Here is a 23,123-nt window from a genome sequence, read left to right as displayed (position 1 = left end):
AGGCACTGTGAGTGCCTGTGTGAGTCGGTGGCGGCAAGGGGCCGCCACGAGGCAGGTGCCTAGATTACTTCTTCGCGCGGGCGGCTGCCCAGCGTGTGGCAAAAGCCTGTAGATCGCTCAGGCGCTTGAGCAGGTCTTGGCCCGAAGGAGTGACGGTATAGCCGTCGTTGCCGTGCTCCATCAAACCTTCTTCGCGCAGCTCTTTGATGCGGGTGTTCAAAGTGTTGGGCGTGATGCCGCCCACGCTGTCTTGCAACAAACGGAAGGTTTGGGGGTGACCATCGCGCAGTGCCCACAGCACGCGCAGTGCATAGCGGCGCTCGAGTTTTTCGAGCAACTGATTGATGGCGGCGTTTTCCTTAGAGCTCATGGACGCTTCTCCTTGCGCTGAGATGGGGGATGGATCTGGTGCATTGCTGCCGATCCAAACGGGTTTGACTATAGCTTTGAATCTTGTCTGCTACAAGTTTAGTAGCTCGGAGCGCAGAATCGCTAGGCGGTAAAGTCCAAAAAACGTCAAAAACACTACTTTTGTTGTAGCGTTGCCACGTTCTCCAGCGCGCGCGCTCACCTTCGGGGATGGGCGGATTGCCCAAAACATCGGGAAGGGGCTGGGGTGGACTTTCTAGAATTGTTGGCACACAGGGGAAACCCTTGGCGGCAAGGAGTTGTCGCTGTTTGATGAATTTTTTTGCCATGACCGACAACGCTGCTTCTGACCTACCTACCGCTTCTTCTTCCAGCCCCAACCAAGCCTCTTTGCCTTTGCAGGGCATACGCGTGGTGGAGTTCAGCCACATGGTCATGGGGCCTGCGTGCGGCATGGTGCTGGCGGATCTGGGCGCAGAAGTCATCAAGGTGGAGCCAGTGACGGGCGACCTGACACGCGGGTTGCTGGGTGCGGGCGCGGGATTTTTTCCCATGTTCAACCGCAACAAGAAAAGCGTTGCCATCGACCTGCGCAGCGCTGAAGGGCTGCAAGCGGCGATTCGCTTGGCCTCCACCGCCGATGTGGTGGTGCAAAACTTCAAGCCGGGCGTGATGAAGAAGTACGGGCTGGACTATGCCCATCTGTCCCAGCTCAACCCCGGCCTGATCTATGTGAACCACACCGGCTTTCTGCCTGGCCCTTACGAGCATCGCACCGCACTGGATGAAGTGGTGCAAATGATGGGTGGGCTGGCGTATATGACTGGCCGCCCCGGCGATCCGCTGCGTGCCGGCTCCAGCGTGAACGACATCATGGGCGGCATGTTTGGGGCGATTGGCGCGCTGGCCGCGCTGATGCAGCGCAACCAGACCGGCAAGGGCCAAGAGATTGACTCGGCCCTGTTTGAAAACAATGTGTTTCTGGTCGGGCAGCACATGATGCAGTACGCCGTCACCGGCCAGCCTGCGGCACCCATGCCGGAGCGCATTTCCTCATGGGGGCTGTATGACGTGTTCAGCGTCAAAGATGGTGAGCAGATATTCCTAGCCGCCGTGAGCGATGCCCAGTGGCGCACCTTTTGCACCGCCATGGGGTTTGAAGACATGGCCAACGATCCGGCTTTGCAGACCAACAACGACCGTGTGCGTGCCCGCGCCAGCATGCTGCCCGAGCTGCGCAAGCGCTTGGCGCACTACAGCGCTGCACACTTGGCGCAGGTCTTTGAAGCACACCAGTTGCCCTTTGCGCCGATCTCGCGCCCCGAGCAGTTGCTGGACGATCCACACTTGCTGGCCACAGGGGGCTTGGCGGATGTGGTGCTCAGCGATGGGGAAAGAGCGGGCCACACCGCGAAAACCACCTTGCTGCCGATCCGCATGGATGGCGAGCGTTTGGGGGTGCGCAGCCAGCCCCCTAAACAGGGGGAGCATACGCGCGAGCTGCTGGCGTCCTTGGGGTATACGCAAGCAGAAATAGACGCCATGCTGCAATCCCAATCCATTGCTTAAGGCATGCACGGCCAGGAAAAGCCCGAACAGAATTTTGAGTGTTTTTAGGCTCTGGCGCTTATGGGGTAAGCGCTGGTAGCTATCAAATTTATGTATCAAGACTTATCGATCAAAACTTAGCAATCAAGCATAAAAAAAGGAGACCCGAGGGTCTCCTTTTGGTTGTGCGCTGGCCAGCAGTGGCTGGCAGGGCAGGCTTTTACAGCGAATCGATGAAGCTGCGCAGCTTGTCCGAGCGGCTGGGGTGCTTGAGCTTGCGCAGCGCCTTGGCTTCGATCTGGCGGATGCGCTCGCGCGTCACGTCAAACTGCTTGCCCACTTCTTCCAGCGTGTGGTCGGTGGACATTTCAATGCCGAAGCGCATGCGCAGCACCTTGGCTTCGCGAGGAGTCAGGCCATCCAGGATGTCCTTGACCACATCACGCAGACCGGCTTGCATCGCGGCCTCAATCGGCGCGGTGTTGGCCGAGTCTTCGATGAAGTCGCCCAAGTGGCTGTCGTCATCATCACCAATCGGGGTTTCCATCGAGATGGGTTCCTTGGCGATCTTCATGATCTTGCGGATCTTGTCCTCAGGAATTTCCATCTTTTCGGCCAAGATGGACGCATCAGGTTCGAAACCAAACTCTTGCAAGTGCTGGCGCGAGATGCGGTTCATCTTGTTGATGGTCTCGATCATGTGCACCGGGATACGGATCGTGCGGGCCTGATCCGCAATCGAGCGGGTGATGGCCTGGCGAATCCACCATGTGGCGTAGGTCGAGAACTTGTAGCCGCGGCGGTATTCAAACTTGTCCACGGCCTTCATCAGGCCGATGTTGCCTTCCTGGATCAGATCCAGGAACTGCAGACCACGGTTGGTGTACTTCTTGGCAATCGAGATCACCAGGCGCAAGTTGGCCTCGATCATCTCTTTCTTGGCAAAGCGGCTGTTGCGCTCACCTTCGTTCATGCGCTTGTTGATGTTCTTGAGTTCATCCAAGGGCACGACGACGCGCGATTGCAGGTCGATCAGGTTTTGCTGCAGCTCTTGCACAGGAGGAATGTTGCGCGACAGCACATTGCTCCAAGGCTTGCCGGCATTGGCATGCTCTTCCACCCACTTCAGGTTCAGCAGGTTCGGTGGGAATTCCTTGACGAAGGTTTCCTGCGGCATGCGGCACTTGTCCACGATGATCTTGCGCAGCTCACGCTCTTTCTTGCGCACATCGTCCACTTGCGAACGCACCAAGTCGCACAGCTTTTCAATGGTCTTGGCGGTGAAGCGAATGGTCATCAACTCTTCAGTGATGGACTTCTGCACCTTGTTGTAAGCCGCTGAGCCCCAGCCGTCCTTGTCATACGCTTTGCGCAGCTTTTCGAAGTCTGCCGCAATCTTGTCAAAGCGCACCAGAGCTTCGTTCTTGAGCTCTTCCAGACGGCGAGTCATGGCCTTGGAGCCACCCTTGCCGTCGTCGTCGTCTTCTTCGTCGTATTCGTCGAAGTCTTCTTCGGCCACGTAGTCGTCGTTTTCGTCGGCATTCACAAAGCCGTCGACGATGGTGGAGATGACGACCTTGCCATCACGGATTTCAGCAGCCATGCCCAGCACTTCGGCAATGGTGGCGGGGGAGCCGGAGATCGCCTCCATCATGTCCATCAAGCCGCCTTCGATGCGCTTGGCGATTTCAATTTCGCCTTCGCGGGTCAGCAGTTCGACCGTGCCCATTTCACGCATGTACATGCGCACGGGGTCGGTGGTGCGGCCAAATTCCGAATCCACGGTCGACAGCGCGGCTTCCGCTTCTTCTTCCGCTTCTTCTTCGGTGGTGGCGGACTGGCCGGTGTTGTTCAGCAGCAGGGTTTCGGCATCGGGCGTTTGCTCGTACACCGCCACACCCATGTCGCTCAACATGGAAATCACAACTTCCATCGTTTCAGCGTCCACCAGCTTATCGGGCAAGTGGTCGTTGATTTCCGCGTGGGTGAGGTAGCCGCGAGTCTTACCCAGCTTGATCAGCATCTTCAGACGCTGACGGCGGGTGTTCATTTCTTCTTCGGTCAGAACGGTCTCGTCCAGACCGAATTCCTTCATCAAGGCACGTTCTTTGGCCTTGCTGATCTTCATGCGCAGGGGCTTGGCCTTTTCGGTTGTACCAGTGCCTGCAGCTTCTACTTCTACTTCGGCTTCAGGCTCGGCATCCGCTTCCAAATCGATATCGGCGTCAAAGTCACCAATATCTTCATCGTCACCGGACTCTTCCTTGGCTTTGGGCTTGCGGCCGCGCTTGGCTGGGGCCTTGGCTTCGGCGGCTGGCTTGGCTGCTTTCTTGGCCGCGGGCTTTTTGGCTACGGGTTCTGCAGTTTCTGCCGCGTCTTTTTTGGCCGCAGTTTTTTTAGCGGCAGGCTTTTTGACCGCAGGAGCGTCGTCAGCGTCGGATTTCTTTTTTCCGCGCTTGGGTGCGGATTCGGCCAGCAGCGCATCGGCCATGGCTTTAAGTTCAGCTTGGGACAGGGTCGCCATATCGGAATCTTTCTTGGAAGCGACTGCCGTTTTGGCAGCGGGCTTCTTCACCGCAGTTGCAGACGCGGCTTTGGCGCTGGCAGTTGCGGTGGTTTTGGAAGTTTTGGGCTTCGCGCTAGCGTCGGGCGCCTGCTTGGACTTCGCGGACTTTGAAACGGGCATGAAAACCTCTTGGTCAAAAGCGAACACACAAAGGGGAAAACGCAAGCGCCACTCAACCCGGCGCATGAACGTGCTAACAAAAAATTAGCACGCACGGGAGCGAACAGCTCCCTAGGCAAGATGTCTGGGCGATCATTTGGTGTGCAGTCCTTGCGGATATTGGGCGAGCAATTGCTGCTCAACACGTGATTCCATCACGGTGCCCGGGCCGGAGGTGCTGCTGTCGCTCTTGCCGAAGAATCCATTAATTATAGCGTTTGCTAGAAATTGCAAGAGGTAAACGCGATTTTTGCGTAAATATTTTTTAATGAGGCCGCAAACCCTTGCTGGGTAAGGGTTTGCAAGGTGTATTTTTAAAAATAAGAGCAGGAAGCGCTTGTTAATAAAGGCTTTCAAATATTTTTATATTTAAAAACCTTGCTTTTAAAGCGTGAAGTGCTCTTGTTTTTAATTTAATTGCCCGGTGCGGTGGGCGCTGCCAGCAGACGGTTGCGTCGCTCGATGAGGGCTTGGTACTGGGTTTTGGCCGCCTGGTCTAAGGGGTTGGCCATGTAAGTTTTGAGCGCCTCGGTGGCCAGGTTGCTGACGCGTTTGGCCATCATGGGAGCCAAAATGTTGCGCAACTCTTGGAACTGCTCTTCTTCCTCACCTTCGGGGTGGCCGTGTGGGCCGCTCATGAGGTGTAAGGCCAGCGCGGCATGCGGCGTTTGCGTGACGCGCTCTTTCAACACCGCCCACGCTTGCGGGCCGTGGTCTTGAAACTCACTTTCAATCCACGCAAACAGCGGGCCGTGCGGGGCTGGCTGATTGACCAAGGTGTCCAAGTCATCGTTGTCCAGCCGCTCCATGAATTTCATCTGCGACAGCAAAATCCGCGTGGCCTGATCGGGCGCGGTGGAGGGCGCCACGCGTGGGCCGGTGGACATGGGGGGGCGCTGTTCTTTAAAGCGGCTGAATTTGTTGTTGCGTTTCCAGTCCCCACGGGTGTTGCCGCCGCCGCTGTTGCCACTGTTGTTGCTCCAGCGGTCTGTGTAGGGGGCGCTGTGGCTGGGCGCAAATTCCCCCACCCAGTCGGGAGGGGCTGATGCATACGGTGGAGGGTTTTCATGGCTGGGAGCTGCGGCGTGTTTGCTGCCGCCGCGCTGAAAACGCTTTTCCTGGGCTTCGGCCTGGGCCCACAGCTCTGACAGTTCACGGGTGTCGATCTGAATTTTGTGGGCCAGCTCGCCCAGTACCAGGCGCTTGAAGGCGCCATCGGGCAGCAGATTCCACAGCGGGCGCGCTTGGCTGGAGAGCTTGGCGCGGCCTTGGGCCTGCCCCAAGTCGCACTCGGCGCTGGCGGCTTCGATCAGAAACTGGTTCAGCGGCAAGGCGTTGGAGACTTGGCGTGCAAACGCGTCGCTGCCGTGTGCGCGGATGAAGCTGTCAGGGTCGTGCTCGGCAGGCAGGAACAAGAATTTGATGCTGCGCGTGTCGCTGGCGTAGGGCAAGGCGGCTTCCAGTGCTTTGTGCGCTGCGCGGCGGCCCGCGCTGTCGCCGTCAAAGCTGAAGACGACCGAGTCGGTAAAGCGAAACAGTTTTTGCACATGGTCGGCGGTGCAGGCGGTGCCCAGGGTGGCCACCGCATTCGGAAAGCCTAGCTGTGCCAGGGCTACCACGTCCATATAGCCTTCGGTGACCAGTGCGTAGCCCATGCTGCGCAGCGCATCACGGGCTTCAAACAGGCCGTAGAGTTCGCGTCCTTTGTGGAACAAAGGAGTTTCAGGTGAATTCAGGTATTTGGGTTTTTCATCGCCCAATACGCGGCCGCCAAAGCCGATGCACAGGCCTTTGACATCGCGGATCGGGAACATGATGCGGTCACGAAAGCGGTCGTAGCGCTTGTCGTCTTCGCCCACGATGACCAAGCCCGATTCGTGCAGCTGCGGGTCGTCATATTCCGGAAAGACACTGGCCAGGTTGCGCCAACCGGCAGGCGCATAACCCAGCCCGTATTTGCTGGAGATGGCCCCGGAGACGCCGCGATCTTTCAAGTACTGCACGGCATGCGGGGCAGCCTTGAGTTGCGCGCGATAAGCAACGCCCGCACGCTCGAGCACATCGTTGAGTGTGGCTTGCTTGAGCTTGGCCGCGGCCTGGCGCTCGCGCTCTTGGGGGCTGATGTCTTCCTGTGGCACCACCATGCCAACTTGGCCGGCCAAGTCGTTGACGGCCTCGATAAACCCCATGCCCGTGTGTTCCATCAAAAAGCTGATGGCGTTGCCGTTTTTGCCGCAACCAAAGCAGTGGTAGAACTGCTTGGCAGGGCTGACGCTGAACGACGGTGACTTTTCCCCGTGGAAGGGGCACAAGCCCATGAAGTTGGCGCCGCCTTTTTTGAGCTGCACGTAGCGGCCCACCACGTCGACGACATCGACGCGGGCAAGCAGCTCTTGAAGAAAAGATTGGGGAATGGACACGGGCGCTATTGTCCGATACGGCGGCAGTTTTCGCCGGGGTGTGCCTTTGGCAAGGCGAAAAAAAAGCCCGGCCAAAAGGACGGGCTGTCAAAGAAGGGGAAAGGGGGGATGCGGCTTAGTGCAGCATCAGGGCGCCAGCGCTCTTGCTCTTGCCGGCGCGTGCGGGGGGGGTGCACAGGCCGCATTCGTAGTGGCGGGCGTTTTCATACAGTTCGGTCACAAACATGCCGCTGCACTTGCTGCACTTGGTGCGGGTGAGCATGTTGGCATCCACAAATTTCACCAGACGCCAGGCGCGGGTGAAAGAGAGCAGGCAGTCCAGCTGCGAAGCTGTCACTTGCTCGGTGTACAGGCGGTAGGCCTTGGTCAGGATTTCCACGGAGTCTGCATCCACGCCTTTGGACAGGTACTCGTAGATGTTCAGGAACAACGAGCTGTGGATGTTTTCTTGCCAGGTCAGGAACCAGTCGGTGGAAAAAGGGAGCTGGCCCTTGGAGGGGGATTTGCCCGCGATTTCCTTGTACAGGCGGATCAGGCGTTCATAAGAGAGGGTGGTCTCCGACTCCAGCACTTGCATGCGTGCGCCCATGTTGATGAGCATGGCGGCGCGCTCGATTTGCTTGGATTCGTTCAGAACGCTTTTGGTTGCTGTGGTGGCCATGGCAGAACTCCGTGTCAGTGTTTGGGGTGTCAGTCTTAAAGAGGGCTTTAAGGCTTAGAGCACTTCGGAGACGCGGCTGGCCATCAAGATGTTGGCGTGCAGCGTGTTGGTGGCTTCGTTGCCGATCTTGTTGCTGCTGTGGTTGGTCAGCAGGTTCCAGACCAGGTCATCGTCCACACGGAAGCTGCACAGCATGGTGTTGCGGGAGGCAATCTTCAGCACTTGGGCTGCAGACAGGGTGGCCAGAATGTCGCAGGCCTCTTCGCTCAAGCCCAAGCGGAAAACTGCTTCGGCTTTGTCTTTGCGGATCAGCGTCTGTGCCAGCATCAGGTAGGTCAGATTGGCTTCTCGGATCTCGGCAAGCAGTTGTTCGTCATTCATGATTCCACCCTTTCAAATTCCAAAAATTGAGTCTTAGCTCGCGGTGTCGCTGTGGCGCTAGGCAGGCAGCGATCTGATGGAATGAATTGTGAAATACCGCAAACAGGAATTTGAGTCGGGGTACGCCGGTGCGTCGCGTCTCGTTGAGACGCCGTGTTTGTCTGGTTTGTATCGGGTGTATGTAGGAGAAATTCCTACATCAGCAACATTGCATTGCTGGCATGAGGTGGATTGTAAGTCTGTTTGTAACAAACTGATACATCCATCTAAGGGGCTAAAACCAGCCCTTATGCAGGCTTGGATGAAAGGGGGGTTTTTCTTTCACTGCAGGCCTGCATAGTGCCTGAATTACGGGCGGATGATGCTCCTGAAAAAGGTGCAAAAACCGCCTTGTTCTCAGCGGAAAAGATAGTTAACTTTTGGCCACCGGGCGCGCCGGGTTGCTGCACCATTCGCTCCAGCTGCCTGCAAACAGTTTGGTAGGTGCAAACCCTGCAATCTCCATGGCGATCAGGTTGGGCAGCGCGCTGACGCCGCTGCCGCATTGGTGCACCACGGTGGCGGGGTCACGGTCTTGCAACAGGGCTTCAAACTCTGCACGCAGCAATTCTTTGGGTTTAAAGCGACCGTCTAGTGCGATGTTGTCGGTGAAGGGGCGGTTCAGGGCGCCGGGAATGTGTCCGGCTACGGGGTCCATAGGTTCCACTTCGCCGCGGTAGCGGGCAGGGGCACGGGCATCGATCAGGGTTTGGTGGCCTGCTTGCGCCAGGCTTTGCTCCACCTCGTCGGCTGACACCAGCTGGCGCAGGCTGTCGTGCAGCGCAAAGTTGGATTGAAAGTGTGCTGGCTCTGTGCCTTGGCTGGTGGCGCCGCCCAGCGCAGTCCATGTTTGCAGTCCGCCATCAAGCACGGCAACCGCATCGTGGCCGGCCCATTTGAGCATCCACCACAGGCGACCACAGAAATTGCAGCCTTGGCGGTCATACACCACGGCTTGCATGTCGTTGCGAAAACCGACGGAGGACAGCCATTGCGCAAAGCGCTCGCGGCTGGGCAAAGGGTGGCGGCCACCGGAGGCGGGCTGGTCAGTTTGCGCGGTATGCACCTGCCCGTCTTTGCCGGGCGCACCATGGCGGGCGCTGAGGCGCTGGTCCAAATCCGCATACACCGCGCCGGGGATATGGGTTTGCGTGTACTGCTGGCGGCCTGCGGCGGGGTTGGCCAAATCAAAACTGCAGTCAAACACCATATAGGGCTGGCCGCTGGCTTGGAGGGCTTGGAGTTGGGCGGTCGAAATCAGTGTGGTGTAGGTCATGGCCTCGGCGAAGAGAGTTCAATCTCTGTGCATTGTGAACCACGTGGCGCGGCTGTGCCTATATAAAAAGAGGAGCTGCTGGCGCTGTTTAGATAAGGTTTTTAGATATAAAACTAATTGAAACCTAATTAAATAGAGCGCAAGCAGCTCCTCTTTTCATATAAGTAGCCGGCTGTTGGGGTTTAGCTTTTGGTGGCCGCAACGCTGGCAACACCGCGTGCACGGAAGATGGTGGCAGCAATGCCGCACAGCACAATCAGTGCCATGCCCAGCCAGCCTTCCCAGCCCAACTGGTCTTGAAACAGAAACAGGCTGTACAGGCCCGCAAACACAATGCCCGAATACTGCAAGTTGGCCACCACCAGTGTGCCGCGTGGAGTTTTGGCGTTGGCGTAGGCTTTGGTCATGCACAACTGCCCGCCTGCTGCGAGCAAGCCAATCGGAATCAGCCAGCACGCCGCTTGCCAGCCCGGCCACTGTGAAAAGCCCGTGAACATGCTGGCCACCAAGCCAGCCACCGTGCAGCCCAGGCCAAAGAAGAACACGGTGCGCGATTCGGGCTCTCCTATGCGTGACAAGGCCACCACCTGCATATAAGCCAGTGCGGACAGCAGCCCTGATCCCAGACCAATCAGTGCGGCCGTGGTTTGTTCCTGGGCAAAGCTGGGTTGTAGCATCAGCACCACGCCCGCAAACCCCACCACGATGGTGATCACCAAGGGGATGTTGAGGGCTTGCCGAGGCTTGCCGCTGCGCGGGTGCAGTGACCACAGTGCGCCCGCTAGCAAGAAAACTGCAATCCACAGGCTGCTCATGTAGTTCAGCGTCATGGCACTGGCCAGCGGCATCTGGGTGATGGCATAAAACCAGGAGCCCATGGCAGTAACGCCCACCAGGCTGCGCCACGTGTGCATCCACGGGTGCGCGGTTTTGAGGGAGACGCCTTGCGAGGCGCTGAGCAGCCACAGCACCAGCATGCCGATGAGACCGCGGTAGAAAACAATTTCTGCCGTATTGAAATAAGGGGCTGCGTATTTGATGCAGACCCCCATGGTGGCAAAAAGAAATGCGCCCACCACCATCCATAGCACTTGCATGGTCTGTCGTCCCTGATCGGTATTGTTGTGTGTTTTTGAATAAAAAAGAGCTGCCAGCGCCCATGGGGTGGGTGCTGGCAGCTCTGGAGAGCGTAGCAAAAAAGCTCAGCGTTGCGGCAGGTGGGGCCCCATTGTCTGGCGATACCACGCATGGAAATGCTGCATGCCATCTTCCATCGGGCTTTGGTAGGGGCCGACCTCGTTGTCGCCCCGCTCCATCAGGGCGCGGCGCCCGGCGTCCATGCGCTCACCGATTTCATCGTCTTCGATGGCGGTTTCCATGTAGGCCGCTTTTTGGGCCTCGATGAATTCGGGCTCGAAGGCTGCAATCTCTTCGGGGTAATAGAACTCCACCACATTCATGGTTTGGGTGGGGCTGACGGGGTGCAGGGTAGAGACCGTCAGCACGTGCGGGTACCACTCCACCATGATGTGGGGGTAGTAGGTCAGCCAGATCGCGCCGCGCTCGGGCAGGGCGCCGTTGCGGTAGTTCAGCAGCACCTCGTGCCACTTCTTGTACACATCGGAGCCGGGCTTGCCAAAAGTGGAGGCCACGCCCACGGTTTGCACCGAGAACTCTTTGGCAAATTCCCACTTGAGATCGTCGCAGGTCACGAAATTGCCCAGACCGGGGTGGAAGGGGCCGACGTGGTAGTCCTCCAGATAGACCTCAATGAAGGTTTTCCAGTTGTAGTTGCACGTGTGCATTTCCACGTGGTGCAACACCAGCCCGTCAAAGCGCAACTGCTCGCGCAACTGCATGCCCGCCAAATCAGCGGCAATGTCGCGGCCGTTGTCTTCAAACAGCATGCCGTTCCATTCGCGCAACTTGTAGTTGTTCAGGTGCAGGCAGGGATCGTGGGGAAAGTGCGGTGCGCCCAAGAGTTCGCCGCTGGGGTTGTACGTCCAGCGGTGCAGCGGGCAGACAATATTGCCGCCCGCATGGCCCTGACCTTGGGTTTGGAGGTTGCCACGCCCTTTGAGCATGATGGCCTGGCGGTGGCGGCAGACGTTGGAGATGAGCTCCACCTGTCCTTGGCGGTTGCGCACCAAGACCCGGCCCTCGTTTTCATGGGGAAGGGCGTAGTAATCGCCGATCTCCGGCACAGAGACGCTGGAGCCCACATAACGTGGACCATGGTGGAAAATCGTTTCCATCTCGCGCTGGAACAGCGCTTCGTCGAAATAGCTTGAAACTGGTAGTTGGCTTGCGGCCTGCTGCAGTTGAAGACTTAAATCAGACATGGGACCTGACCTAAAGACTCCCCACAGGGAGGTGCGGTTTGCACGGGTAAAAAGACAAAACCGGCCATGCCAGAACATGACGGACAGCAGCGAAACAAGCCTATGTCCGTCTCAGTCTTGGCGTGTGCCGGTTCGACGGGAATGGGATTGTAAGCGGTGGGGTTATTCCCGCCGGCCACTTATGTGTATTTAATCAATCGCTTGGGCTCCGCGAGCGGTAAATTTTGCGTCATCCAGTCAAGCGATGGCGCTGTATATCAGGCGCTGCCCAGCACCGCCTAAAATCATTGGTTCCCCCACCCCCCACGAGCTCCTACATGCCCAAGGCCAAAACCAAAGCTGTTTCAGACATTTCATCGCCTCCCGAAAGCTACGAGCTGGCATTGGCGGAGTTGGAAGCACTGGCAGTGTCCATGGAATCTGGCCAACTGCCTTTGGGCGAGATGATGAATGGCTACCGCCGTGCTTCTTTCCTTTTGGAATTCTGTCGTCAGCAGTTAGATACTGTGGAAGCGCAAATCCGTGCGCTGGATGAAGGACAGATCAAGCCGTGGTCGCAGGACTGAGTGGGCAGACATGGAATCTCAGATTTTGACTACGCCACCTAATTTTGCGCCCGCCACCTCCGAGTTTGATGCCAATGCCTGGATGCATGCGCAGCTGCAACGCACCGAACAAGCCTTGTCTGCATGGGTGGGTGTGAATGCGCCAGCCAATCTCGGCGATGCGATGCGCTATGCCGTGCTCGATGGCGGCAAGCGTTTGCGCCCTTTGCTGGTATTGGCTGCTGCACAGTCTGTGCAAGGGCTGCCAGAAGCAGCCATTCGTGCTGCATGCGCGGTAGAGCTGATTCATGCCTACTCCTTGGTGCACGACGATATGCCCTGCATGGACAACGACGTGCTGCGCCGTGGCAAACCCACGGTGCATGTGCAGTTTGGTGAGTCACAGGCGTTGCTGGGTGGAGATGCTTTGCAGGCACTGGCTTTTGAGCTGCTGACGCCTTCGGAGTTGGAAGTGCCGGCGTCTGTGCAAGCCAAGCTGTGCCGTATCTTGGCGCAGGCCGCTGGCGCACAGGGCATGGCAGGGGGGCAAGCGATTGACTTGGCCAGCGTGGGCAAGACCTTGACCGAGCAAGAGTTGCGCCATATGCACAGCCTGAAAACCGGTGCGTTGTTGGAGGCCAGCGTGGCCATGGGCGTGGCCTGTGCCACGGTGCCCGCGCCCGTGCAGCAAGCCTTGGCGCGCTATGCCACTGCGCTGGGCATTGCATTCCAAGTGGTGGATGATGTGCTGGATGTGGTGGCTGACGCTGCTACGCTGGGCAAAACACCGGGCAAGGACGCGGCCAACGAAAAGCCCACCTTTGTGTCTTTGATGGGTTTGGATGCCGCGCGCAGCTACGCCAACGAGTTGCTGAAGCAAGCACTGGCAGCGTTGCACGACAGTGGCTTGCAGGATGTGCGGGCATTGTCGGCCTTGGCCCACTTGGTGGTGTCGCGCTCGCATTGAGCCATACCCACCCATCGTCGAATTTTTCCTATTGTCTGGTTGAGCGCTCTGCACGCACACTCGTCGCTTCGTGCAACCAGCTACCTCTAATTTGCGAATGACCACGAACGCCTACCCTTTGCTGCAGAAAGTGAACACACCTTCTGACCTGCGCACCATGTCGCGCAGTGATCTCAAAGCGCTGTCTGATGAGTTGCGTGCCTATGTGCTGGACAGTGTTTCCAAAACTGGTGGTCACTTAAGTTCCAACTTGGGGACGGTAGAGCTCACCATCGCTTTGCACCATGTGTTCAACACGCCGTATGACCGTGTGGTGTGGGATGTGGGCCACCAGACCTATCCCCACAAAATTCTGACGGGGCGCCGTGACCGTATGCATACCCTGCGCCAGCTTGACGGAATCTCAGGCTTTCCGCTGCGCAGCGAAAGTGAATACGACACCTTTGGAGTGGGCCACTCCTCGACCAGTATTTCGGCCGCGCTGGGCATGGCGATGGCCGCCAAGCGCAAAGGCGAAGAGCGCCGTGCCATCGCGGTGATTGGCGACGGCGCGATGACTGCCGGCATGGCCTTTGAGGCCATGAACAACGCAGGTGTGCTGGATGGCAACTTGCTGGTCATCCTCAACGACAACGACATGAGCATCAGCCCTCCAGTGGGTGCGTTGAACCGCTATTTGGCGCAGCTCATGAGCGGCCAGTTTTATGCGGCCGCGCGCAATGTGGGTAAAAACGTACTCAAGCAGGTGCCGCCTTTGCTGGAGCTGGCCAAGCGCCTGGAGCAGCATGCCAAAGGCATGGTGGTGCCTGCCACCCTGTTTGAAAACTTTGGCTTTAACTACATTGGCCCGATCAATGGGCACGATCTGGATTCACTGATCCCGACGCTGGAAAACATCCGTAGCCTAGAAGGCCCACAGTTTTTGCACGTGGTCACCAAAAAAGGGCATGGCTACAAGTTGGCGGAAGCTGATCCGGTGACGTACCACGGCCCCGGTAAATTTGATCCTGCGGTCGGCATTGTCAAGCCCAGCACCCCTTCCAAGCCCACGTTTACCCAAGTGTTTGGCAAGTGGCTGTGCGATATGGCTGCGCAAGACAAGCGGCTGGTGGGTATTACGCCTGCGATGCGCGAGGGTTCGGGGCTGGTGGAGTTTGAAAAGCTTTTTCCAGAGCGCTATTACGACGTGGGCATTGCCGAGCAGCATGCCGTCACCTTTGCAGCGGGTATGGCGTGTGAAGGCGTCAAGCCTGTGGTGGCGATTTATTCCACCTTTTTGCAGCGTGCTTATGACCAGCTGATCCACGATGTGGCGCTGCAAAAGCTGCCCATGGTGTTTGCGCTGGATCGGGCAGGCTTGGTGGGCGCCGATGGCGCAACGCACGCTGGCGCATACGACATTGCCTTTGTGCGCTGCATTCCCAATATGAGCATGGCCACGCCTGCAGACGAGCGTGAATGCCGCCAGTTGCTGACAACGGCCTATGAGCAAGATCACCCCGTCTGCGTGCGCTACCCCCGTGGCGCAGGCGTGGGTGTGGAGCCGCTGCCTGATTTGTCATCCTTGCCATTTGGCAAGGGGGAAATTCGTCGCCAGAGCACTGCGCCGCGGGCTGGCGAAAATGGCAACACCCAGCCCCGGATCGCGATCTCGGCATTTGGCACCTTGCTATACCCTGCGCTGCAGGTGGCCGAGGCGGTGGATGCCACGGTGGCGAATATGCGCTGGGCTAAACCCTTGGATGAAGCGTTGGTGCGCGAGTTGGCCTCTAGCCACGACGCCATCGTGACGGTGGAAGATGGCTGCATTGCAGGGGGCGCGGGTGCTGCGGTGTCTGAAGCCTTGGCGGCTGCCGGCATCAGCTTGCCTGTGTTGCACCTGGGCCTGCCGGATCAATTCATTGAACACGGTGACCCCGCCAAACTGATGGCGCTGCAAGGCTTGGACGCTCCTGGCATTGAGCGTTCGATTCGTCAGCGTTTTTTGAATCAGCAGGCCTGAGGACGCCATTTGTCAGATGGCGCAGGTCTGTCTGACAAATGGCTGAAGACGGTGAATTTTCGGGGGTTTACCCCCAACATTTTTTACATTTTTCATTCCTAGAATTTTGCACACCTCGCGAGGTGGTGCTGCCGCTCCCTGCAGCGACTGCACGTGCAAATTCAAGGAGAAAAAATGGACCGTCGTTCCCTCATTAAAAACGCTGGCATTGCTGGTGTACTGGCCGCTGCAGCCGCTCCAGCAGTTCACGCGCAACCGGCAGTCCGTTGGCGCCTGGCTTCAAGCTTCCCCAAGTCGCTGGATACCATTTTTGGCAGCGCCGAGAAATTTTCTCAGACCATCAAAGCACTCTCGGGTGGCAAGTTTGAAGTTTCGCTGCATGCAGCTGGTGAACTAATGCCCGCTTTTGGTGTGGTCGATGCGCTGGAGAACAGCACCATCGAAATGGCGCAGACAGCGCCGTACTACTTCACCGGCAAGAACTCCATTTTCGCTTTTGGCTGTGCAGTACCTTTTGGCTTGACTGCGCGCCAGATGGATGCGTGGATGGAGCACGGTAATGGCCGCAAGCTGTTTGATAAATTCTGCGCCAACTACAACATCAAGAGCTACAGCGCAGGTAACACTGGCACCCAGATGGGGGGGTGGTACCGCAAGGAAATCAAGTCCGTTGCAGACCTTAAGGGCCTGAAAATGCGCCTGGGTGGCGGTTTGTTTGGTGAAGCCATGGCCAAGTTGGGCGTGGTATCGCAGAACATGCCCGCTGGTGATGTGTACCAGGCGTTGGAAAAAGGCACGCTGGACTCGACGGAATTTGTGGGGCCTTACGACGACCAGAAGCTCGGCTTTAACAAGGTGGCGCCTTTCTACTACTACCCCGGCTGGTGGGAAGGTGGCGCAGAGCTGGAGTTCTTTGTGAACGCCAAGGCATATGCAGCGCTGCCTAGCGAGTACAAGCACATGGTGGATGTTGCAACGCGTGTTGCGGCCCGCGACATGACGGCCAAGTACGATGCCTTCAATCCAGTTGCGCTGAAGAAGCTGGTGGCCGACAAGACCCAGCTCAAGGCGTTCCCCAAAGACGTCATGGATGCAGGCTTTAAGGCTTCGATGGAAGTTTTTGCCGAGCACGAGGCCAAGTCGCCCGAATTCAAGCAAATTCACCAGGATATGCGTGCGTTCCAGCGTGACCAACTGTTGTGGGAGCGCTTCTCGGAGCTGCGCTACAACCAGTACATGACTTCGGTCAAGCTGTAATTTGAAGATTGCGCTTGCAGCTTTTCTTATGCCAGCGCAGCAACCCATAAAAAACCGGTGCATTGAAGCTCAAAGCACCGGTTTTTTGTGCCTGCAATTCGCCGTAGAAGTGAAGCAGGAAGGCAAGGTTAATTGTTGATAACCACTAAGGAGACTCCCATGGATCGTCGTTCAATGCTCAAAAACGCCGGTATCGCTGGTGTACTGGCTGCGGCAGCAGCCCCAGCGGTGCATGCACAACCTGCACTGCGCTGGCGCATTGCGTCCAGCTTTCCCAAGTCACTGGACACCATTTATGGTGCCGCGGACGTGTTTGCGCAGTCAGTCAAGGCGCAAACCGGCGGCAAGTTTGAGATCACAGTGCACCAAGCCGGTGAGTTGATGCCGGCGTTCAATGTGGTGGATGGCGTGCAAAACGGCTCCGTTGAGGTGGCCCACACGGCGCCTTATTACTTCTTTGGCAAGAACGAAGTGTTCGCCATCGGGGGCGCGATTCCGTTCGGAATGAACTCGCGCCAGCTGACTTCTTGGATGGTCGATGGCAACGGCGCCAAGCTGATGGCTGAGTTTTACGCCAAGTACAACATCGTGCCCTTTAGCTGCGGCAACACCGGTGCGCAAATGGGTGGCTGGTTCCGCAAGGAAATCAAGACGCCGGAAGACATCAAGGGTCTGAAGTTCCGTGTGGGCGGCTTTGCCGGCAAGGTGCTGGAGAAGCTGGGCGCTGTGCCCCAGAACATTCCGGCGGGCGAAATCTACCAATCCCTGGAAAAAGGCACGATTGATGCTGCCGAGTGGATTGGCCCTTACGACGATCTGAAGCTGGGCCTGAACAAGGTGGCTCCGTTCTACTACTATCCCGGCTGGTGGGAGGGTTCGCTGAACTTGTCGCTGTACATCAATGACAAGGCGTTCAACAGCTTGAACAACGAGTACAAGGCCATCGTGCGTGCTGCCGCCATGGAAGCCCATGTGACGTGCCAAGCCCGTTACGACGCGCGCAACCCTGCTGCCCTCAAGCAGCTGGTGGCCGCCAAGGCCAAGGTGCTGCCTTTCCCACAGTCAGTGATGGACGCTTCGTTCAAGGCCACCATGGAGCTGTACCAGAGCCTGGATACCAGCAACCCCGACTGGAAGAAGGTATACGCCGACTACCGCAATTTCCAGCGCGATCAGGTGCTGTGGTTCCGTTTTGCAGAAGGCCGCTTCGACAACTTCATGTCCAGCCAGAAGCTGTGATGTGTGGATTGGCGGCACTCTCAAAGGCAGCCCACGGGCTGCCTTTTTTTATCCGTTTTTTCTGTGTGATGGAAAAATAGGAGCTGATGGCGCTGGTCTGTACTTATTTTTCGATAAGAAAGTATCTGAAAACCAATGAAATCAAACGCTAAAAGCTATGATTTTTTAGTGGCGTGATGGGGTTCTGCACGCGGAGTGCGGGTGGCGAACCACCACACCAGCATGCCCATCACGACGCAAACAAGCTGGCCTGCGGCCAGCCCCAGGCCACTGTGAAACAGCTGCGGCACAACCACACCCGCCACGATGGCAAACACACTCATCTGGGTGAAGCCTTGCAGCGAGGATGACAAGCCCCGCATGTGCGGGAACACGCCCATAACTTGCAGCGACAAAATCGGCATCAGCAGTGCAATACCCAGCGTGTAGCAGGTGATGGGCAGTACCGCCCAAGGCACTACCGGGGCGCTGGTGAAGGTGTGGTAGAGCACATTGCTGCCGCTGCCCAGCAGCAAGCAGCCGTAGCCAATAAACTTTTGGATGCGCGGTGGAATGCGCTGGGCCAGCACGCCCGAGATGGCAGAGCCGAGCATGGAGCCACCAATGAGCGGAATGAACAACCAGCCAAATGAGGTTTCATCCAGCTTCAAAATGCCCATCACGAACTCTGCCGCCGCGCTGATGTAGATGGCATTGGCACCCGCCATCAAGGCCAGGCCCAGCACCATGAGGCGAAATTGCGGGTTGCGCAGCGCCGTCAGGTAGTTGTGGGTGATGACGCCCAGCTTGAGCGGCACGCGCTTTTCGGCGGGCAGGGTTTCGGGCAGCACGCGCCAGCACAGCAGTGCCACCAGTGCGCCAAAGGCCGCCAAGAAAAAGAAGGCGGCGCGCCAGCCACCATGGGTTTGCAACCAGCCGCCAAATACCGGGGCAATTGCTGGGGCCAGCCCAAAGCAGAACATCACCATGCTCAGCATGCGCTGGGCGTCAGCGCCTTGAAAGCGGTCTTGCACCACGGCACGGGCAATCACCATGCCGGCACCGGCCATGGCACCCTGGGCAAAGCGCACGGCCACCAAGGCCTCAATGCTGGTGACCACAGCGGCGGCAACGGAAGTGAGCGCGTAGCCCATGCTGGCCACCATGAGCACACGGCGGCGGCCAAAGGTGTCGCTGAGCGTGCCGTAAAACAGCATGGTGATGGCCATGGCCAGCACGTACACGCTCAGGGTTTGCTGCACGGCTGCGGGGCCTACGCCAAATTCTTGGGCGATGGCGTGAAAGGAGGGCAGATAGGTATCAATACCCAGGGCCCCCAGCATGGTGCACAGGGCCAGCACCAAGGTGAGCGATACATTGCTTTTCATGAATGCCTGTGTGGCGTTGCAGCGCAAGGCGCTGCATAAAAAAAGGCACATGGCATGCATGTGCCTGCGTCAGCCGGTGCGGGCTTAAGCCTGCGGTGTGCGGATAGCCGACTTGGGCCGGAACGCCTTGCACACACTGGGGTCGGCTTCGAGATAGGGGCCGCCAATCAAGTCGACGCAATAGGGAACAGCCGAAAAAATACCGTTGACCAACTGATTGCCGTCTGCGTCTTTCAGGCCTTCCAGGGTCTCGGCAATCGCCTTGGGCTGCCCCGGCAGATTGATGATCAGGCTGCTGCCGCGAATGACGGCCACTTGACGCGACAGGATGGCCGTGGGCACAAACTTCAGGCTGATTTGGCGCATTTGTTCGCCAAAACCGGGCATTTCTTTGTCGGCCACCGCCAAGGTGGCTTCGGGGGTCACATCGCGCAGCGCAGGGCCGGTGCCGCCGGTGGTCAGCACCAGGCTGCAGCCGGCGTCCACCAGCTCCACCAGTGTCTGGCTGATGGTGCTTTGCTCATCGGCGATCAGGCGGGGCTCGAAGTGTATGGGGTTCAGCAAGGCGCGGCTGAGCCAGTCTTGGAGCGCCGGCAGGCCTTGGTCTGCATACACGCCCGCACTGGCGCGGTCGCTGATGGAGACAATGCCAATCTTGACAGCGTCGCGTGCACTCATGCGTCGTCGCCTTCGTATTCGTCATCTAAGGCGGGCGCTGCCTCGTCTTGCACCGTGGCGGCTGCTGTGCCATTGATGTGCGAGAGCAGGGTCTGGAACAGCTCGCGGTAAGCCTTGCCTTTTTTGGCAGGCGGCAGGATTTGCCCCTTGGCCTCGGCTTCTTTGGCCTTGGCAATGGCCGTGGCGTCGTCCTTGCGCACCTGGCGCATCAGGGTGCGCAGCTGCTGCACATCGGTGGCAGGGAACTGATCCAGCCAGATGCCCAGATGGTCATCGCTGTCAATCAAGCGGTCACGCCACTGCTCGGCCACCAAAATGTTGGTTTGCTCCAGGCTCACGCCCGTGCGCTGCTCTTGCAGCGCGGCCTTGACGGCTTCGACTTCGTTTTCTTCCAGCTTGCGCATCAGTTTGCCGATGAACTGCATTTGGCGGCGCTTGGCTTCAAAGTTGGTCAGGCGCTTGTGCTCGGCCAACGCTTCCAGCAGTTTTTCGGGCAGGTTCAAGCGTTGCAGCAGCTTGGGGCGCAGGCCCAGTAGTGCCTCACCCAAGTCTTGCAGGGCATCGCTTTCAATCTTGCGGTCGGTGCGGGTGGAATCCCAAGTGCCTTTGAGTTCGGCTTTCAATTCCAGGTCGCGCTCGCTGCCTTCTGCAACGAACACGCCTTTCACGTAGTAGCCTTTTTTGGGTTTGCGTGACATGTTTTTTCGATGGAAATAGGGTGGCAGCACATAGGGGCTGCAGTGCTGGGTATCATATCCGCCGCTATGAATAAACCCCGTACACGCTCCACAAGCACCACCGCAGCACAGGCTGATTCCGGCTTTAGCTACAGCCGTCCCTTTTTTGAAGGTCTGGTGGACCAGGCTTTGGCCCATGCCAAAAAGCTGGGGGCCACCGATGCCGGAGCGGATGCTTCCGAAGGCTGCGGCCTGAGTGTGAGTGTGCGCAAAGGGGAGCTGGAGACCGTAGAGCGCAACCGCGACAAGTCTCTGGGGGTGACGGTCTACATCGGCCAGCGCCGCGGTAATGCCAGCACGTCGGATTTCTCGGAAGCTGCCATCCAGCAAACCGTTCAAGCGGCTTATGACATCGCCCGCTTTACGGCCGAAGACCCGACCGCTGGTTTGCCCGATGCGCAGGATATTGCCCCTGTCGAAACCCACAAGGATCTGGACCTGTTCCACCCTTGGAGCGTGAGCAGCGAAGAGGCAGCGCGCATTGCGATTGAGTGCGAAGCGGCAGCCATGAAGACGCACAAGCGCATCACCAACAGCGAGGGTGCCAGCGTCTCGGCCCAGCAGAGCCACTTTTTCAGTGCGCACACCCGCGGTTTTCGCGGGGGGTATGCCAGCTCACGCCACAGCGTGTCGGTGGCGCCGATTGCCTCGTTGCCTGGCAAGAACGGCGAGATGCAGCGTGACTTCTGGTACAGCTCCATGCGGGATGCCGTAGAGCTGGCATCGCCGCAAGAAATTGGCCGCTATGCTGCCCAGCGTGCTTTGAGCCGTCTGGGTAGCCGCAAGATTCCCACCACCGAGTGCGCGGTGTTGTTTGAATCTCCGCTGGCGGCTGGTTTGCTGGGCGGCTTTGTGCAGGCCGTCAGCGGTGGCACGCTGTACCGCAAGAGCAGCTTCTTGCTGGATTCGCTGGGCACGCAAGTTTTCCCTTCGCACATCAGCATTGAAGAAGACCCCTTCATCCTGCGTGGCAAGGGCAGCTCGCCCTTTGACGACGAAGGCGTGCGTGTGCAGCGCCGCCTGGTGGTCGACAGCGGCCGTGTGGAAGGCTACTTTCTGTCGAGTTACTCGGCGCGCAAGCTGGGCATGAAGACCACGGGTAACGCGGGTGGTTCGCACAACCTGACGTTAACTTCCCGCCTGACCCGCCGTGGCGATGACCTGCAGGCAATGCTCAAGAAGCTGGGCACCGGCCTGTTTGTGGTGGAGTTGATGGGCCAAGGCGTGAACTATGTGACGGGCGACTACTCGCGCGGAGCCTCGGGTTTCTGGGTGGAAAACGGCGAAATCGCTTTCCCCGTGCAAGAAATCACGATTGCAGGCAACCTCAAAGACATGTACCAGGGCATTGAGGCCGTGGGCACCGACACGTACAACTACGGTGCCAAAACGGTGGGATCGATGCTGATCAACCGCATGAAGGTGGCCGGGAGCTAACGCGCTCTGTGCGCACCAGGTGCCCAATGTGAGCCCAAGGCATGCTGCATTCAGCATGCCTTTTTTTTATGGCAATAAGAAAATCTGAATTGATAGCTGCTTACGCAATATGTATAAGCACTAGAGGCTAAAAACATGCATAACAACAGCAAGGGTTTGAGCGGTGCCGATTGGGTCTTGGCCCTGGTCGTCATCGTGGTGTGGGGGGTGAACTTTGTGGTGATGAAGTGGGGCCTGGAAGAGGTCTCCCCCCTGCTGCTGTGCGCGCTGCGCTTTATGGCGGCATCGCTGCCGTTTATGTTGTTTGTGCGCCGCCCCGCAAGCCTGACGTGGGGGCTGCTCGCAGCCTATGGGCTGGTGCAAGGGGTAGGCCAGTTCGGCCTGCTGTTTGTGGGCATGCAACTGGGCATGCCGGCAGGTATGGCATCGGTGGTGCTGCAAACACAGGCCTTCATTACCTTGTTGATGGCCGCTGCGTTGCTGGGTGAGCGCCCGCAGCCTTGGCAGTGGGCCGGGTTGTGCATTGCCGTCGGGGGGCTGATCGTGATTGGCTCTGCCCATGGCGATGGCGCCACGCACATGACTCTGATTGGCTTTGTGTGCACCGTGGCTTCAGCCGCCATGTGGGCCGCTTCCAACCTGATTACACGCCATGCAGCCAAAAATGGCCCGTATGAACCCGTGCCGTTTTTGGTGTGGAGCAGCCTCTTTCCTGTGCTGCCTTTGCTGCTGCTGTCGGTGTGGCTGGAAGGCGGCTGGGCGGTGACGCTACAGCAGTTGCAAGCCATCACCGTGCAAGGGCTGGGGGCGGTGGCTTATTTGGCGCTGCTCTCTACCTTGCTGGGCTACGGCCTGTGGACCAAACTGCTGCAGCGCTACCCCACCAGTACGGTGGCGCCTTTGTCGTTGCTGGTGCCGGTGGTGGGTTTGCTCTCGGCGATGCTGTTGCTGGGGGAGTTCCCCACGTTGCTGCAGTGGCTGGGCACTGCAGGGGTGTTGCTGGGCATGGTGGTCAACCAGTTTGGTGGACGCTGGCACCGGGCCTAGGGCGCAAGAAGTGTCCTCCTTAATCGGTAGGTTTTGAATGCGGCCTGGGTGCGTATCATTCGTGCAGGTATCCACCACTCGGTCGT

20 protein-coding genes are annotated in these 23,123 nt (G+C 58.2%); 8 read left to right on the top strand and 12 right to left on the bottom strand.

Going from position 1 to position 23,123, the window contains the following annotated elements; genetic code table 11:
• Positions 1 to 64: 64 nt before the first annotated feature.
• Positions 65 to 370: a winged helix-turn-helix transcriptional regulator gene (locus tag QEP12_RS08315; protein ID WP_191722908.1), complete on the bottom strand. Its 306-nt coding sequence runs from the start codon at positions 368 to 370 to the stop codon at positions 65 to 67.
• Between the two features lie 326 nt (positions 371 to 696).
• Here QEP12_RS08315 and QEP12_RS08310 point away from each other — a divergent pair, with 326 nt between their 5' ends.
• On the top strand, positions 697 to 1,938 hold the full coding sequence (locus QEP12_RS08310; protein ID WP_284213992.1) for a CaiB/BaiF CoA transferase family protein: 1,242 nt from the start codon (positions 697 to 699) through the stop codon (positions 1,936 to 1,938).
• A gap of 199 nt (positions 1,939 to 2,137) precedes the next feature.
• Here the strand turns inward: QEP12_RS08310 and rpoD are convergent, their stop codons facing one another.
• The 8 genes from rpoD to QEP12_RS08270 form a co-directional block, all read right to left on the bottom strand.
• Complete coding sequence (gene rpoD, locus QEP12_RS08305) at positions 2,138 to 4,603, bottom strand: RNA polymerase sigma factor RpoD (protein WP_284213959.1); 2,466 nt, start codon at positions 4,601 to 4,603, stop codon at positions 2,138 to 2,140.
• 132 nt (positions 4,604 to 4,735) lie between these two features.
• Positions 4,736 to 4,999, bottom strand: coding sequence for a hypothetical protein (locus QEP12_RS08300; protein WP_174862528.1), 264 nt, complete (start codon positions 4,997 to 4,999; stop codon positions 4,736 to 4,738).
• Positions 5,000 to 5,055: 56 nt separating this feature from the next.
• On the bottom strand, positions 5,056 to 7,062 hold the full coding sequence (gene dnaG / locus QEP12_RS08295) for a DNA primase (RefSeq protein ID WP_284213958.1): 2,007 nt from the start codon (positions 7,060 to 7,062) through the stop codon (positions 5,056 to 5,058).
• A 115-nt stretch (positions 7,063 to 7,177) separates the two neighbouring features.
• Positions 7,178 to 7,723, bottom strand: coding sequence for a flagellar transcriptional regulator FlhC (gene flhC / locus QEP12_RS08290; RefSeq protein WP_219162456.1), 546 nt, complete (start codon positions 7,721 to 7,723; stop codon positions 7,178 to 7,180).
• A 54-nt stretch (positions 7,724 to 7,777) separates the two neighbouring features.
• The gene (flhD, locus tag QEP12_RS08285) at positions 7,778 to 8,104 is read right to left on the bottom strand and encodes a flagellar transcriptional regulator FlhD (protein WP_174862531.1); all 327 of its coding nucleotides are present in this window, start codon (positions 8,102 to 8,104) and stop codon (positions 7,778 to 7,780) included.
• Positions 8,105 to 8,516: 412 nt separating this feature from the next.
• Positions 8,517 to 9,419: a sulfurtransferase gene (locus QEP12_RS08280; RefSeq protein ID WP_284213957.1), complete on the bottom strand. Its 903-nt coding sequence runs from the start codon at positions 9,417 to 9,419 to the stop codon at positions 8,517 to 8,519.
• Between the two features lie 182 nt (positions 9,420 to 9,601).
• A complete protein-coding gene (locus tag QEP12_RS08275; RefSeq protein ID WP_174863867.1) occupies positions 9,602 to 10,516 on the bottom strand; it encodes a DMT family transporter in 915 nt (304 codons plus the stop codon).
• A 105-nt stretch (positions 10,517 to 10,621) separates the two neighbouring features.
• On the bottom strand, positions 10,622 to 11,761 hold the full coding sequence (locus QEP12_RS08270; protein ID WP_284213956.1) for an aromatic ring-hydroxylating oxygenase subunit alpha: 1,140 nt from the start codon (positions 11,759 to 11,761) through the stop codon (positions 10,622 to 10,624).
• 317 nt (positions 11,762 to 12,078) lie between these two features.
• On the opposite strand from QEP12_RS08270, the gene xseB reads away from it, so the two are divergent.
• The 5 genes from xseB to QEP12_RS08245 all read left to right on the top strand — a co-directional run bounded on the left by xseB (position 12,079) and on the right by QEP12_RS08245 (position 17,771).
• Positions 12,079 to 12,327, top strand: a complete 249-nt coding sequence (gene xseB, locus QEP12_RS08265) for an exodeoxyribonuclease VII small subunit (protein WP_174863122.1) — start codon at positions 12,079 to 12,081, stop codon at positions 12,325 to 12,327.
• 10 nt (positions 12,328 to 12,337) lie between these two features.
• A complete protein-coding gene (locus tag QEP12_RS08260) occupies positions 12,338 to 13,273 on the top strand; it encodes a polyprenyl synthetase family protein (protein ID WP_219162452.1) in 936 nt (311 codons plus the stop codon).
• 97 nt (positions 13,274 to 13,370) lie between these two features.
• On the top strand, positions 13,371 to 15,275 hold the full coding sequence (gene dxs, locus QEP12_RS08255; RefSeq protein ID WP_284213955.1) for a 1-deoxy-D-xylulose-5-phosphate synthase: 1,905 nt from the start codon (positions 13,371 to 13,373) through the stop codon (positions 15,273 to 15,275).
• A 174-nt stretch (positions 15,276 to 15,449) separates the two neighbouring features.
• Entirely contained in the window at positions 15,450 to 16,532 is a 1,083-nt protein-coding gene (locus QEP12_RS08250) for a TRAP transporter substrate-binding protein (protein WP_219162450.1), read from the top strand.
• A 159-nt stretch (positions 16,533 to 16,691) separates the two neighbouring features.
• Positions 16,692 to 17,771 carry a TRAP transporter substrate-binding protein gene (locus QEP12_RS08245; protein WP_284213954.1) on the top strand — a complete coding sequence of 360 codons (1,080 nt, stop codon included), beginning with the start codon at positions 16,692 to 16,694 and terminating at the stop codon, positions 17,769 to 17,771.
• 155 nt (positions 17,772 to 17,926) lie between these two features.
• Here the strand turns inward: QEP12_RS08245 and QEP12_RS08240 are convergent, their stop codons facing one another.
• The 3 genes from QEP12_RS08240 to yjgA all read right to left on the bottom strand — a co-directional run bounded on the left by QEP12_RS08240 (position 17,927) and on the right by yjgA (position 20,514).
• Complete coding sequence (locus tag QEP12_RS08240; protein WP_284213953.1) at positions 17,927 to 19,138, bottom strand: multidrug effflux MFS transporter; 1,212 nt, start codon at positions 19,136 to 19,138, stop codon at positions 17,927 to 17,929.
• 84 nt (positions 19,139 to 19,222) lie between these two features.
• Positions 19,223 to 19,816, bottom strand: coding sequence for a molybdopterin adenylyltransferase (gene mog / locus QEP12_RS08235; RefSeq protein WP_284213951.1), 594 nt, complete (start codon positions 19,814 to 19,816; stop codon positions 19,223 to 19,225).
• Entirely contained in the window at positions 19,813 to 20,514 is a 702-nt protein-coding gene (gene yjgA / locus QEP12_RS08230) for a ribosome biogenesis factor YjgA (RefSeq protein WP_284213950.1), read from the bottom strand. Before yjgA ends, mog begins: the two co-directional genes overlap by 4 nt.
• 66 nt (positions 20,515 to 20,580) lie before the next feature.
• On the opposite strand from yjgA, the gene pmbA reads away from it, so the two are divergent.
• On the top strand, positions 20,581 to 21,990 hold the full coding sequence (pmbA, locus tag QEP12_RS08225) for a metalloprotease PmbA (RefSeq protein WP_284213949.1): 1,410 nt from the start codon (positions 20,581 to 20,583) through the stop codon (positions 21,988 to 21,990).
• Between the two features lie 135 nt (positions 21,991 to 22,125).
• On the top strand, positions 22,126 to 23,037 hold the full coding sequence (locus QEP12_RS08220) for an EamA family transporter (RefSeq protein WP_174863699.1): 912 nt from the start codon (positions 22,126 to 22,128) through the stop codon (positions 23,035 to 23,037).
• Positions 23,038 to 23,123: the final 86 nt, after the last annotated feature.

The organism is Comamonas jiangduensis (assembly GCF_030162955.1).
Lineage (GTDB): Bacteria > Pseudomonadota > Gammaproteobacteria > Burkholderiales > Burkholderiaceae_C > Comamonas > Comamonas jiangduensis.
Note: the sequence above shows the minus strand (reverse complement) of the source record. Positions and strands in the feature narration are given on the sequence as shown.